Below are 13,994 nucleotides of genomic sequence, written 5' to 3' on the forward strand. Positions count from 1 at the left end.
TTGAACAAGTGGAAGCACCTGCTGCTGAGCCCGTTGTAGTTGAGCAACTAGAAGCTCCTGTTGAAAAAGTGAGTGTTGAGACGGTTAGCTCGAATAAGTCAATTGAAGTTGTACAACCTTTAGAACAACCTCTAGTAGAAGTTGTAAATGTAGGAACAAGTAGCCAGACTACTGAGCGCGTGCGCTTCAATAGAAGTGCAGCATCACCAATGACCAAAGCGAGCCCAAGCAAAGAACCTGAAAATGTAATCACACCTAACGCAATGCCAGACGAATTACGTACGATAATCCGCTCTAGCAGCCTAGGAGCAGGTTCCAAAGCGCCTACAGCATGTGCAAGCGCAAAAATGGCATCTCCAGCACCTGTCGAATAATAAGCATTCAGAATGCTTATGAAAAAACCGACCACAATGTGGTCGGTTTTTTATTTTTAATATCTCTGCCACAAGCCATCACTTCGCAATAGGTTTATCCAACTTGCAAAAGTAGTTGCTAGTTACAACATCACTATTTTGTTTTCACAATATGAAGCGAATAACTGACTTCTAGTATGTGAAATGAAAGCAACAAACAGCGCCCTTTGCCTTGTGCACCATATGATGAAAAGATCAAAGAATTTTGAGAGGTATTGTCAGACTATACTTGGAAATAAGTAAGTACAGTCTGACATAAACGTAAGGTGGGATTGTTTTGCTAAATATACAACTTTTCGGCTTTCAATACTTTTTTCAAATAATGCTTAGTCTCGTCATAGGGTAAACCGCTTTGTAGCGCTTCTAAAACCCGCTCTGACGACATTGAGTTGATAACTTTAGATGCACTATTAATATTTCTCGAACCATCGCTATTAAACACACGAGCTACATTACCAGCACCGGTGTTATATGCCGCTATCATGCAGTATTTCCTGCTAACTGGATCTTTGATATTACGTAAATACCTGTCATTGAGTAAATGCAAATATGCAGTACCCGCCTCAATGTTATTATTTACGACAAATAGGTAGGGAGCACTCATTGGTGCATCAATCTTAAATAAAAACCGATTTACGTCGACGCCAGCACTCGTAGGCACCACTTGCATTAGTCCATACGCTGGTATGTGAGATTTGGCGAGCGGATTAAAGTGGCTTTCAGTGTGCATCACAGCAAGTACCAAGCTCGAATCAATATCAAAGCGCTCGCTCTGCTTCGAAATATGCTCTGTGTAGTGAGATGCACGCTTTTTAGCTAAACTGCCTTGTGGCAGTTTAATTGTTACCTTAGTTACTTTTTCGTCATTTTGACCGGCAATTTGTCTGACTGATTGTGCCAAATTTTGGATGCGTTTAACTTCCAACTGTTCAAGCTTTGCCTTGTCTGCGTTTAGCTTTTCAACCACTTCACTTGCATCGCTTTGCGCGAGTGCGAGCTTCTCATCCGCTTTTTTGTCTAACAATTGCTTTTGCTCAACTGTCTGCTGCTTTATTTTTGCCTTGGCATCAATAATTGCATTAACTTTGAGATTTCGGTCTATTTTATACGCATCTTGGGAAGCTTCGCTGATCTTTGCAGGCTCACCATTTAAAAAGCTTTGTAGTACCGCGTTTTCTGATTGCCTAAATCGCTCGAACTCGCGTTTAATGTTCGACTCCGAAGGGGCGCCATCGCCATCATGACGAATACTTAAAGTTAACTCATTATTTTCGAAGTCAATTTCAAGTCTAGACAAATTATCTTCAGAATAGGAGACATACTCATTGCGAGACGCAACCTTAGCCTCACCCCAGTGCTTGATTAGCTCATCTCTGAAGGCATCATATTCCGCTAAGTGTTGCTCTACAAATTGCTCGTATTCTCCCAAGTGTGCTGCTTTGAACTGTTCAAATTCACTTCTCGTCTCAGCATTCTCAGGTGAAGTTTGAGCCTTGCTATCATAACCTTCCATTTCTTTTGATAGTTCATCAAAAGGCGAAGAGCTATTAGCATAAGAAGCCCCAATTACAAGCTGAGACAACACTGTTAATGCTAGTACTTTTTTCACTTTTTAATCCTTACAAGCAAAAAACGCACCCAAAGGCGCGTTTTATTAGTTGGTCAATCTAGCAATTTCTTTTTCAAGATCTTTCTCTGCTTTATATGCTTTGAACTCTTGATAAAGGAATTTTTCGTCTTGTGGATTAATATCTTTTTTACTCTCTTTGATAACATCTTTGAACAAAGATTGTGTTAATTGTGGTGATAGCACAACCAATGAGCAGTAGTAATCTTTGCCAGCAATCTCTACAACGTCTGCTTTATTTACGCGAGAGCCTCGAAGCGTTTGCTTTGTAAGCTGCTTTGATACTGAGCTAAATGTTGAACCAACAGTCGTTTCATCATTCGCATCTGTGCGGTTTGCAAAAGTTTTATCTAAACCTTCAATACGTGTTTCAATTTGTTGCGCTAGTGCCAAACGCGCATTTGCAACTGAGCTCTTTTGGTCAATAGATATGTTACCAGAAAATTTTACACAATCCGCTGCTGCGATCCCGTTTTCTATTGTCGGGTTTAACACCCAGTCAGGAATATTCACTTTTGACTGAGAGGCAGACTGTTCTTTGGTTGAGCTACATCCTGCCAATATCCCTGTAACAAGCACTGTTGTAAGTAGCGATTTAAGTTTCATGGTGGTTTCCTTCGTCAGATTAATTGCCTAAAGCGATGATTTAAATTTATCAAAAGGCTGGGCCAATTACAGTAATAAATTGTAAGAACGATTTTTTACAACTTTGTTCTTTAAAAAAACTAAAAAAATCTTAAACTTGGAGACAATATAACTGAATTACTTGGTATAGTCACCGATATGTTTTTAACAAGTCATGGATGTCAACGTGCAATCTAGTGTTATTTCTCATTTTTTCCTCGCGAGTAGCATCGTACTACTTACGCTGCTAACAGGCTGCCAATCTACACCTGCGAACAAAAGTGCAATTCTTTTAGCACAGCAAGGGAACTTCGAGTCTGCAAAACAAGCGATTAGAAATGATTACTCAGCGGCAGGAAAAAGTAAGCTGTTGCATTACCTAGAATTGGGTATGCTTAATCACCTACAAGGGAACTATGAGCGCAGTAACGCGCTTTTATCTCAAGCTCAAGAAATCATTGAGGCACAATATACCATAAGTGTTGTTGAGTCGGCTGTGGCATTGGTCAGCGGTCCCACGTACACAACGTATGCTGGTAAGGTCTACCATCGGCCCTTAATAAACTTATACAAAGCACTCAACTATAACGCATTGGCAAATCGAGCTGGGCCAAAAAAGCAACAATACCTCGATTCTGCAATGGTCGAAATGAGACAGCTTGATACATATCTAGTTAAGTTAAAAAACGACACTGGGGGTTATGACGAAACATCTGATGTTGAGCCTACTTCAGATAATTTGACGAACCAAATATTTAAGTTGCTCCAGCCAGTATTTGCCCCCAACGACTTATTGGTCAACATCGACTACAAAGATGATGCCTTTGCACATTATATTAGTGGCATGTTGTTTGAACGCAGCAGAGAGCTAGACTCAGCTCGAATACAATACCAAAGAGCAGCTAATGCTTTTGATAACGGTTTCGCAGAGCAATACAATTTAGATAACAAGAGAATTATTGCTCAAGTTTATGCGGACTTAATTCGAGTCATGACTGATGCGGGCGGATATAAAAGCGAAATTCGCCAAATAAACAAAAAAATTGGAAAAGCAGTGAAGGCAGACAAAAAGCCTTTACTCAATGTCATTCAAAATGTAGGTATTGGACCACAACGAAAAGAGTTTAATTTACTTCTTAAAGCAGATCATGACGCAAAGGCACTCGTCATGACTCCCATTTTGTGGGGCACAGACAAAGAACGTAAAGCGCAAATGAGATGGTTTCAAATGTTATTTGCCGATACCAGTATTTTTGACATGGTACAAAATTACGCAATGGGAGATATTGGAGACGTCGCTATGGGAGCTCTGACAAAGAGAATTCCTTTGGGTCCGCTTTGGGATGACGCTGAAGACATTGGCTTAATCCAGGCTTTAGAATACGGCAGTCGTATTTCAGTAACTTACTTAGAACCTTTGCAGCAAAAAATAAAAAGCGCAGAGGTATGGGTTAACGGTCAAAAAGCAGCAGAGTTAGACAAAATATACTCGGTCAGCCTGTTGACCCTTCAAGACGCGCTAAGGAATGCAAACTCAGAAATACAGGTCGCGCTTACAAGAGAAATCATTAAAGCCATTACGGCGCAGAAAACCATTAATGCGACAGGCTTAGATCAGTCATTTACAGGCTTTGCTAAGTTTGCCACCTCTGTTGTAAACGCGGTCACCGCGTCAGCTGACTTAAGGCAGTGGCAATCGCTTCCTGCGCAAATCTATTATGCGCAAATACCGCTAGATAAAGGTACTTATGAGATCACTTTAAAAACTCACCTCACTACAGGAAGAGTGATCGAACAATCAGCAGCTGTAGATGTGTCGGACAATATCACTCTTTGGCACACTCGCACATTTTTGCAGCAGTCACGAGTCACTGCTCCAGATTCAACTTTTTTATAATGGAAAAATGTTATGGAATGTAATAAAACCTTGTTAAAAATCACACCACTCGTTATCGCATGTACGCTTGCTGTATCAGGTTGTTCGTCAACCAAAGTGCAACGAGTAGATGCAAATCAAGAGGTTGCATTGTCTGACAAATGGAATGGAAAGGATTCTCAACTCGTTGCAGAAGCCATGATTAATGACATGCTAAGCTTCCCTTGGGTTAACGATCACTTACAAAAAGAAGGTCAAAGACCTGCTATCATCATTCAGTCAGTACGCAATAAGTCACACCAACATATTGCAGTAGACACGTTTTTAAACGATCTAAAGCGTTCAATTTTACGTAGTGGCCAAGCTGATTTCGTTGCCAATAAAAACGTTAGACGCGAGATCCGTGATGAACGAAAAGACCAAGAACTTAACTCAAGCCTAGAAACGCAAAATGAGATGGGTCAAGAGCAAGGAGCTGACTACGCGCTTTCTGGCACCATCAATTCATTTGTTGATGAGCAAGGCGGCAGCCGCGTAACTTTTTATCAAGTTGACCTACGCCTTATTGACATGACAACAAACCGTGAGGTATGGAATGGACAAAAGAAAATTCAAAAATTGCAGGAACGTTCACGTTTTGGCTTCTAAATGCCTATTGGCCGCACTGGTGAGTGTCGCCGTACTAACTGGGTGTAAATCAAACTCAGTTAGTCAAACGCAAGTAAACGCAGCGCCTCAGTGGACCTCTGTCACACCAACGTCTAATTACCTAATTTATGGTGTTGGGACGGCTCAAAACACCGGAGATGAGCAGCAAGCAAAACTTGCAGCACAAGAATCTGCACGTTTGGCACTCGCCAAGCAACTGAATGTCACCATTTCGGCAAATACGACCATTAAGCAACAGGCTGATGATAAGTCGATGACTTTTCATATTGATGAGCTAATTCAGTCAAAAGTACCAAACATTCAGCTTCAGGGTGTAAAAATTGAAGATGAGTACTTTAACATTCAGCAACAGACTGCTTATGCATTGGCCGCTTTCAATCGCACTGAAGCAGTTATGCAAACCGAGCTTTCAATCAGTGGGTTAGATGACGAAATCTCACAATTTAATTTAGAGAATGCGGGAAATAAAACACTGACTTTAAAGCGCGCAGTCACATTAAAAGAGTTAGTTGTTAAGCGTGACAAACTGAATCAATACCTGCAAATGTTACAAGCACCGCATGTAACAATGCCAACCTCAGTTCGCACTAAACAAGCTTTAGCCGACGAAATACTCAATAATATTAGCTTTAGTATCACAGCTGACCATGGTGGACATGACAAAGTGAGGGACCTGCTTGCTCGTGCCCTCACTAGCCAAGGTATTAAAATTACCGACCAAGGCGCTGACTTTGCACTACAATTTCGCGTGGACTGGCAAGACATGAAGAAGTCGGGCACCTATTATAGTCTCGCAGAGAGCTTTTTAGTGATTACAGAAGCTGGCGAAGAAAAAGCCCATTTTAATGCAAAGGTAAAAGCGGCTTCTAGTTTCAAAGACACTGCCAAAAGCAATGCGATGGGTAAACTCGCCGACAAGCTTGGGCAACAATTAGCCGAGTTTGTCGTTTCAGGCAAATCTTAAAATTAAAAAAGGCCGTTAAGGCCTTTTTTAATTCTCTTGTGAGTATTTTTCTAACTGATCTTTTAAATTCGGTGGAACGCCTTTAATTGTAAGTGTGTCACTCACAGGATCATATATTACTCGCTCTCCTAAGTGCTTACGTTCAAACCCAACACTCACACCACCACCCATACCAGAGAATTTCACCATTGCAGTAACGGTCTTTTTATCCAGCGGAAATGACTCTTCAAGCTCGTAACCTTGCTCCTTATAAAAGTCTTCAAATTGGACTTCTGACGACTTTGATAGCGTATCTGACAACCCTTCTATATCCGCATCTTCACCGCTATTAATACAGTCGTTGCAATAGTCGAAAACTTCTTTACGTATTACATCTTTCTCTGATTTTTCAAACTGTTGCTCTGACAAGTAGTCTTCTACTGCATGTAGCATCGTCTGCGACTGTTGCTTTGGATCCACACCTTCAGCACAACCTAAAAAGTCTAAAAAGAAATCTGCAACTTTGCGTCCTGCTCGCCCTTTAATAAATGAGATGTAACGGTTCTCATCAGCCTGAGTATCCCAAGCAGTCAGATCAATACGCGCCGCCAATTGCATGCGAGAAATGTCGAGGTGCCTTGAGCTCGCTAAATCTAGCTCAGAAGTAATAGAGTAATGCTCTTTAATACTGATTTGAGCAATTAACATATAATCGCATCCAACATACTGATAGTGGCAAAATACTAAATATCCTGTTTCATGAAACGCATATTTATTTAGCTCTTCTTTTAGGACTTCAGTTGCCTGCTGGGTCATGTGCCAAAACCCAAGCTCACTATTACGATAGCTTTGCATCGTAGAAGCTACCGTACTATTTTTATCACCGTCAAATGCACAATAACCTTTACCAGGTTTACCATTATATGCATGATGCAACTGCTCAATAAAAACATTTACACGGTCGTTAATCACCATTTCGTCTTCACGTAAATGGATCTCTGTTTCTTCGTCACGCTTGTCTACATAATGTACAACAAGCTTTTTCACCTCAATGCTCATCTTTGTTTTTAACGCCTCTGGTGTTAGAATATGAAGAATTGTAACTCTATTAATTTGAACCAACCGATGCCAATTCAGTCTAAATATTCCAATGAACAAGTAGAACAAATTGTTGATAGTTTAATCAATGTACTCCAAGAGCACAAAACACCTGTCGATTTGAGTCTAATGTGTTTAGGAAATTCTATCACGCACATTTTAAAAGAACATGTGCCAGAAGCTAAAAGACAGGAAGTTGCTGAAAACTTCGCCAAGGCGCTTATTCAATCGGTAAAATAACGGAATGAATCTCACACCACACAGTCCTTTTTCGTCAAAAGCGAGTCAACTACTTAGTTGGGGGCACTGGTTTACCTTTGCCAATATAGGGTTAGTGCTCGTCATAGCGCTGACCTACTTGGCAGCGGATTCTGCACCAAATAGTTTTGGTGGCTGGGTTTACATGATTGTCACTTGGCTAAGTCATACCAGCTTCATTACTTTTTGCGCATTTGTGCTCACAGTATTCCCTTTAAGCCTCGTGTTTCCTTACCCCAGGCATATTCGGGGGATGGCTGCGGTTATCGCTACTGTAGGTATATTAACTTTATGCCTAGATGCCTTTGTGTATTATCAACAGGGTTATCATATTAGCGTTCAATCGCTGCCAGAGATAGTATCGCTGTTAGTGGGCATGATAAATGGTTTATCTATCACAACCGCCTTGTTTATCACCTTTTTAGTGGTGATCATACTGACGTTTGAGCTGGTAGTTGGTAACCATGCTTGGCGACATTTAGACAAATTAAAGTCATACCGGTTTCCAAAATATGCAACGGCTGTATTAGTTAGCAGCTTTGCCATTAGCCATCTTATGCACGTTTGGGCTGATGCTAATAACTACTTTGATATTACAAAGCAAGATAATGTACTGCCTCTGTCTTACCCAACGACAGCCAAAACCTTGCTCGCAAGACACGAACTTCTCGATTTGAATGAATATCAGCAAGCAAGAACCGTTCGCTTGGAAAATGCGACTTCCAACTACCAGTTGCCGGCAAACCTACCAGCATGTAAGTTTGATGCAGCACCAGTAGAAATAGTCGTTATGACAGAGCAGCTCAATAGTGATGATGGTCTATTTCAGGACCCGCAGTGGTTTACGCATGCACAACTCTTAGTACCTACCAATCATTTGGACCGGTACTTTAATCTAGTGTATGGTCTCCCAGCTTATTATCGTACAACAGTCACAGAGCGGCGTTTAACCCCTGTATGGAATACGTCAGATACACTTTCTCTCGTTGGTGAAGTTCCGTTTGATTACCTCAAACGAGACGAAAACGATGGTCAAGTACGCTTTTTGTTTAGTGACAAGTTACCGGAATTTGATGACAATAAAAACTACATTGTTATTGAGCAAAGTAATGAAAAATCAATTGTAACCCAAACGAACTTACACACTAATTTGCCTTACTTTTCAGAACACAGTGGTCTGATGCAAGGTAATGATATTATTATGACTTTGCTAGATAAGCATTTTGGCTGTGGCCAATTAGCACAGCAGACAATGCTCGGAAACGTCATTGGCTCAGAGTCGGTAAACCAAGGGGTTAACTACTCTCAGGGAGTGTTAATCGCTTACAAAAAAGACCGAATTATTCTGGTAAATCATGATGGCAGTCACAAGCAAATATCTGCAAAAGAAGGGTTCCACATTGAACAAAAGCTAGATACCCCTTTCCTTGTACAGAGTATCAAGCGACTTAAGCAATTTACCGGTAAAGCACCCAACCTATAGGTTGAGTGCTTTATTAATATATTCCTAAAAGACGGCTATTATAAAGGGCCTAACTTTCTGTCTTTCATCAATGCTGCCATTTTTTTCTTTGTCGTCTATATTTAGAAAACAGGTAACAACAAGGATGCTTTTGCAATGACATTACTTCGATTATTTTTCCTATTATTCTTACCACTTTTTTGTAGTGCCAAGTCTACCGTTACCTATTATAAATGTGTTACCGATAAAAGTACGGTATTTAGCCAGCACCCTTGCTCTAGTTCAGCACAACAGCTAACACTAACGCACTCAGACCCTCAAGCAAAAGTGCCGTCAGAGCAACACTTTAAAACACTCAATGAGCTCGAAAGACGCCAAATTGTCCGCAACTTAAAAAATGCACTACGCGCTAAAAAGCAGCATGCAGCCATTCTAGGAAGAAAACGAGACGAAGCGGCAAGAGAGCAACAACGCAGAGTCACGAGGTTAATGGACGACGAGAAGCGCAAAGCAACAGTCAAAGACGTAAAACAGCAGCTTAAGTCAATTAATAAAGATTATTTGAAACAAGTTAAGGTTCTAAATAAACAAATTGCCCAGATTGAAAAGAAACTCAAAAGGATGGAATGACCCCTCCTTTGCCCGAATCTCACCTTTTTCTATCCAACAACTATTGAGAGCATGAAAGGCTGCAATAATTGCTCACTATAGTTGTGTTAAATTGGTATTAAAGATTGCCATTCGGCGAACTTTCAAGCTAGAGTAGTCAAAAGTTTAATTGAATCAGACAGTAAACGTATAGTTTGCGTAATCGTCAATTGAGATAGTATGCAAAATGGCTTACTAGGAGGCTACATGGACCCTCAAGAAATTGCTTTTTTGATTATTGCCGGGTTCCGAAAACACTACTCGCTATTTCAAAATATCACCGCTCAAGTGCCTCACGCATTTGCAACACAGCAGTGGCACGTGATTGAGAAAGTAAATAAATCAAGAATATGCCACTACGATGAACGAGTAACAGATACCGTCAAGATATTGCGATTGCATTTTAATTCATCTCAGGTCAATACGGCGCTTTGGTTTAAAGTAAAACAGGCATATATTGAGTTACTTACATTCCACCCTCAAGCAGAACTAGCCGAAACCTTTTATAACTCCGTATTTTGCCAATTGTTCCATCACAGCTATTTCAATAACAACTTTATTTTTGTAACAAGTTCACTGGAGGATACAGCTCCCCTGCCCGTAGAAGCTGAGTATAGAAGCTACTTTCCAGTTGTTGATGGCTTAAAACCAACAATTCATAAAATAATTTCTAATATAAATTTTTCATGTGAATTTAATGATTTAGAAGGTGATATTCGCTTGTTACAAAAAGCGTTTATAAAACAAGCCCCCGATACTCACCATCAGCACTTCAAAATGCGCTTTGACATCCTAAAGTCGCCATTTTACAGAAACAAGAGTGCATATATAGTGGGCAGAGTTATCTCGAGCTCAGGTACACAACCATTTATTATAGCGGTTCTGCATCACTCTAATGGCAAATTAAAAATTGATGCGCTTGTCACCAATAGCACGCAAATGAGCCTCATATTTGGGTTTGCTCGCGCTTATTTTATGGTGGAGACACATGCACCTTCTGCTATGGTGGGATTTTTGAACCAACTCATGCCGAGCAAAACTCAAGCCGAGCTATATAACTCTATCGGATTCCACAAGCACGGAAAAACAGAATTCTACAGAGCATTTCTGAACCACCAAAAACGTAATGCAGAACAATTCTGTATCGCTCCAGGCACGCCCGGTATGGTTATGTTAGTCTTTACACTGCCAACTTTTCCATATGTATTTAAAGTCATAAAAGACCACTTTGCTGAGAGCAAACCTTTTGGCAGAAACACCGTCTTAGAACGCTACCAACTGGTCAAAAATCATGACCGAGTTGGCAGAATGGCTGATACGCTAGAGTACTCAAACGTCGTCATTAAAAAGAGTCAAATAGACTCCCAACTCCTTGTACTAATGAGAGATAAGCTGGGTGATAGTATCATTGAAGATGATGAGTTTATCGTTATCAAACACTTGTATATTGAACGCCGGATCACACCACTTAATTTATACTTACAAGACGCTTCTGACGAAGAAATCGAGTATGCGATTGATGACTATGGTCATGCCATTAAAGAAATGCTACATGTCAATATTTTTCCAGGTGACATGCTACTAAAAAATTTTGGCGTTAGCCGTCACAAACGCGTCATTTTTTATGACTACGACGAAGTACAATACCTCACTGAAATGAACTTCAAAGCACTGCCAAAAACGTCATTAAATGACCTGTATTGCGGGGAAAGTACACTATCTTTTGCGCCAAATGACGTATTTCCGGAACAGCTATGTACTTTTGTTCTAACTAATCCTAAACTCAAATCTATATTTGAACGCCTCCACCCAGAATTATTGACACCTGATTATTGGCAGCAAGCGCAGCGCGACATTAAGCAGCACACAACGAAACATGTATTTCCGTATCCCCAAGATCAGAGGTTTGGACAACACAATAAGAATAAAGGAACACTGTGAATATCAGTAAAATCGACCTAAACCTACTTGTTTATTTGGACACTCTTTTACGAGAGTGCAATGTAACGCGAGCAGCCAATCAGCTTAGTATTACTCAGCCTGCGATGAGTAATGGCCTCAAGCGGCTGAGAAACCTTTTCAATGACCCAATATTGGTGCGTACCAGCGAAGGAATGGTGCCCACAGAGCGTGCCTTGGAGTTGCAGCCCGTTATTCGCGGGATCCTAATGACCCTTGAGGAGACATTAGCTCCAAATCGTGAATTTGAAGCCAATCAAAGTAGGCGCGTGTTTAGAATTATGGCCAGTGATTACGCGGCAAGTACGCTTGCACCGAAGCTACTTGCTAAGTTACACAACGAGGCTCCAGATACAACACTTGATATTTTAACACCTAGCGATGTGACCTTTCATGATGTAGAAAATGGCAAAGTTGATATGGCCATTAACAGATTCGAAAATTTGCCTCAATCTTTTCACCATAAACAGATCTGGAAAGATAGCTTTTGCTGTCTAGTAAAATCAAACAACCCCATCAAAGGCAATTTTACACTAGATGCCTATTTAAAAGCTCGGCATATTTGGGTAAGTAAAACAGGTTTTGGTGTCGGCGTTGGCATGGATCCTGAAGATGTCCAGAAGTTAGGTTGGGTTGATGAAGCTTTGGCTCACTTTGGTAAGCACCGAAATATCGCAACATTTACACGCAACTACCACGTTGCAATACATTTGGCTAAAGAGCAAAACTTGGTTGCGACACTCCCTTCCAAGGCCGCCAATATATACAAAGACGATCCTTCACTCGCAATATTAGAGCCTCCGTTTCCAATACCACCATTTGAACTTGATATGATTTGGAGCCCGCTACTGCATCGCGACGCTAGTCATATTTGGCTGCGCCAAAAAATTGCAGAAGTTGCCGAAGAGATTAAATAACATCTATGAAAAATTATCAAAAACTGATAGCGCATTACCAATCTATCAATAATTTTGAGCACCTCAGGGCAATATGTGGCTGGGATCAGGCAACCAATATGCCGTCAGGAGGAGTGGATAGTCGAGCACAAGCTATGGCAGAACTCGCCGTCCACCTTCACACGTTACACACTACTGAGGAATTAGCCGAATTAATCGATAATGCAAGCACTGAGCAGCTTTGTGCACAACAAAAAGCAAGCGTACGTGAAATGAAACGTACGTGGCAGAATGCAACAGCGCTTCCTTCTGATTTGGTCAAAGCAAAAAGCCTTGCTGGTGCAAAGTGTGAACACCAATGGCGCACTCAAAGGGAACAAAACGATTGGCAAGGTTTCAGTAAGAACTTTGCGCAAGTTGTATCCTTGAGTCAAGAAGAAGCCAATATCCGCGCAGCGCAGATTGGCTCGACACCCTATGACGCAATGCTAGATAAATACGAGCCAGGTATGACATCGACCCAACTTGATGTCTTGTTTGGTGAGATAGCCTCTTGGCTCCCCGAGATAATACAGCGCGCCAAAACACCGGATAAATTGCCAGCATCGGGAAGCTACCCTGTGCAAACCCAAGAAAAGCTCGCAAATGAATTGATGGCTTTTTTGGGCTTCGATTTTAATCATGGTCGCTTAGATACCAGTGTGCACCCTTTTTGTGGCGGCACAAGCCAAGATACTCGCATCACTACTCGTTACGATGAGTCTGAGTATTTAAACGCCATAATGGGTGTCATTCATGAAACTGGACATGCCTGTTATGAGCAGAATTTACCTCAGAGTTACCAAGGGTTACCTGTAGGAAAAGCCCGCTCAATGGCTATCCATGAATCTCAGTCGCTATTTTACGAGATGCAAATTGGTCGCGGTGACGCATTTATCGAGCTATTGAGCTGCAAAGTACAAACATACTTCCCCGAGCATGCAAAGCTTGCTTCCGTCGACCAGTTAAAGGCACAACTTCAACAAGTCAAGCCTAGTCTTATCAGGGTAGATGCAGATGAAGTTACATATCCTGCTCACATTATTTTGCGATACGACATTGAAAAAGCATTGATAAATGGTGATATCCAAAGTAATGATATCCCTGAACTTTGGGATGCTAAAATGACTCAATTACTAGGTATATCAACCAAAGGAAATTACAAAGACGGATGTATGCAAGACATTCACTGGACTGATGGCAGTTTTGGCTACTTTCCAAGCTATACGCTAGGAGCAATGTATGCAGCTCAATTTAGAGCCGCGATGGCGCAATCACTCGATATCGAACAGCTTGTTTTAAGTGAAGACTTTTCACCTATATATGGCTGGTTAAAAGCGCATATTTGGAAAAACGCAAGTATTTACACCACTGAAGAATTACTTATAAAGGTAACGAAAGAGCCTTTGAATACAGCATTTTTTAAAAATCATCTTTTGGCGCGTTATTGCCATAACTAAGCCAAACTGAGCCATGGGTTTG

12 protein-coding genes and 1 pseudogene are annotated in these 13,994 nt (G+C 41.0%); 10 read left to right on the top strand and 3 right to left on the bottom strand.

Annotated features, from left to right (window positions below):
- A pseudogene (locus tag N482_RS25270) lies at positions 1 to 374 on the top strand (ribonuclease E); the annotation flags it as partial.
- Positions 375 to 693: 319 nt separating this feature from the next.
- Here N482_RS25270 and N482_RS14395 read toward each other — a convergent pair.
- Together N482_RS14395 and N482_RS14400 are read right to left on the bottom strand one after the other, a co-directional pair.
- A complete protein-coding gene (locus N482_RS14395) occupies positions 694 to 2,022 on the bottom strand; it encodes a murein transglycosylase domain-containing protein (protein WP_063377699.1) in 1,329 nt (442 codons plus the stop codon).
- A 45-nt stretch (positions 2,023 to 2,067) separates the two neighbouring features.
- On the bottom strand, positions 2,068 to 2,646 hold the full coding sequence (locus N482_RS14400) for an LPP20 family lipoprotein (RefSeq protein ID WP_063358336.1): 579 nt from the start codon (positions 2,644 to 2,646) through the stop codon (positions 2,068 to 2,070).
- Between the two features lie 205 nt (positions 2,647 to 2,851).
- On the opposite strand from N482_RS14400, the gene N482_RS14405 reads away from it, so the two are divergent.
- From N482_RS14405 to N482_RS14415, 3 genes are read left to right on the top strand one after another with little or no spacing between them, the layout of a single operon-like run.
- Positions 2,852 to 4,561: a hypothetical protein gene (locus N482_RS14405; RefSeq protein WP_231100870.1), complete on the top strand. Its 1,710-nt coding sequence runs from the start codon at positions 2,852 to 2,854 to the stop codon at positions 4,559 to 4,561.
- Between the two features lie 12 nt (positions 4,562 to 4,573).
- Positions 4,574 to 5,188, top strand: coding sequence for a penicillin-binding protein activator LpoB (locus tag N482_RS14410; protein ID WP_063377701.1), 615 nt, complete (start codon positions 4,574 to 4,576; stop codon positions 5,186 to 5,188).
- Positions 5,178 to 6,173 carry an LPP20 family lipoprotein gene (locus N482_RS14415; protein ID WP_063377702.1) on the top strand — a complete coding sequence of 332 codons (996 nt, stop codon included), beginning with the start codon at positions 5,178 to 5,180 and terminating at the stop codon, positions 6,171 to 6,173. Before N482_RS14410 ends, N482_RS14415 begins: the two co-directional genes overlap by 11 nt.
- A 27-nt stretch (positions 6,174 to 6,200) precedes the next feature.
- Here the strand turns inward: N482_RS14415 and yejK are convergent, their stop codons facing one another.
- Positions 6,201 to 7,211: a nucleoid-associated protein YejK gene (yejK, locus tag N482_RS14420; protein ID WP_063377703.1), complete on the bottom strand. Its 1,011-nt coding sequence runs from the start codon at positions 7,209 to 7,211 to the stop codon at positions 6,201 to 6,203.
- A gap of 66 nt (positions 7,212 to 7,277) precedes the next feature.
- Between yejK and N482_RS14425 the strand changes: the two genes are divergently transcribed.
- The 6 genes from N482_RS14425 to N482_RS14450 all read left to right on the top strand — a co-directional run bounded on the left by N482_RS14425 (position 7,278) and on the right by N482_RS14450 (position 13,972).
- On the top strand, positions 7,278 to 7,490 hold the full coding sequence (locus N482_RS14425) for a DUF1414 domain-containing protein (RefSeq protein ID WP_063371978.1): 213 nt from the start codon (positions 7,278 to 7,280) through the stop codon (positions 7,488 to 7,490).
- A gap of 4 nt (positions 7,491 to 7,494) precedes the next feature.
- Positions 7,495 to 8,991, top strand: a complete 1,497-nt coding sequence (locus N482_RS14430) for a DUF3413 domain-containing protein (protein ID WP_063377704.1) — start codon at positions 7,495 to 7,497, stop codon at positions 8,989 to 8,991.
- A 135-nt stretch (positions 8,992 to 9,126) separates the two neighbouring features.
- Positions 9,127 to 9,600: a hypothetical protein gene (locus N482_RS14435; protein ID WP_063377705.1), complete on the top strand. Its 474-nt coding sequence runs from the start codon at positions 9,127 to 9,129 to the stop codon at positions 9,598 to 9,600.
- 225 nt (positions 9,601 to 9,825) lie between these two features.
- Positions 9,826 to 11,559, top strand: a complete 1,734-nt coding sequence (gene aceK / locus N482_RS14440; RefSeq protein ID WP_063377706.1) for a bifunctional isocitrate dehydrogenase kinase/phosphatase — start codon at positions 9,826 to 9,828, stop codon at positions 11,557 to 11,559.
- Positions 11,556 to 12,494, top strand: coding sequence for a LysR family transcriptional regulator (locus N482_RS14445; protein ID WP_063377707.1), 939 nt, complete (start codon positions 11,556 to 11,558; stop codon positions 12,492 to 12,494). Before aceK ends, N482_RS14445 begins: the two co-directional genes overlap by 4 nt.
- A 5-nt stretch (positions 12,495 to 12,499) precedes the next feature.
- A complete protein-coding gene (locus N482_RS14450; protein WP_063377708.1) occupies positions 12,500 to 13,972 on the top strand; it encodes a carboxypeptidase M32 in 1,473 nt (490 codons plus the stop codon).
- Positions 13,973 to 13,994 lie beyond the last annotated feature (22 nt).

This window comes from Pseudoalteromonas luteoviolacea NCIMB 1942, assembly GCF_001625595.1.
GTDB classification, from domain to species: domain Bacteria; phylum Pseudomonadota; class Gammaproteobacteria; order Enterobacterales; family Alteromonadaceae; genus Pseudoalteromonas; species Pseudoalteromonas luteoviolacea_A.

Coding starts and splice junctions, on each gene's coding strand:
- N482_RS14400 (WP_063358336.1), bottom strand. CDS start 2,646: ATGAAACTTAAATCGCTACTTACAACAGTGCTTGTTACAGGGATATTG.
- N482_RS14410 (WP_063377701.1), top strand. CDS start 4,574: ATGGAATGTAATAAAACCTTGTTAAAAATCACACCACTCGTTATCGCA.
- yejK (WP_063377703.1), bottom strand. CDS start 7,211: ATGAGCATTGAGGTGAAAAAGCTTGTTGTACATTATGTAGACAAGCGT.
- N482_RS14425 (WP_063371978.1), top strand. CDS start 7,278: ATGCCAATTCAGTCTAAATATTCCAATGAACAAGTAGAACAAATTGTT.
- N482_RS14430 (WP_063377704.1), top strand. CDS start 7,495: ATGAATCTCACACCACACAGTCCTTTTTCGTCAAAAGCGAGTCAACTA.
- N482_RS14435 (WP_063377705.1), top strand. CDS start 9,127: ATGACATTACTTCGATTATTTTTCCTATTATTCTTACCACTTTTTTGT.
- aceK (WP_063377706.1), top strand. CDS start 9,826: ATGGACCCTCAAGAAATTGCTTTTTTGATTATTGCCGGGTTCCGAAAA.
- N482_RS14450 (WP_063377708.1), top strand. CDS start 12,500: ATGAAAAATTATCAAAAACTGATAGCGCATTACCAATCTATCAATAAT.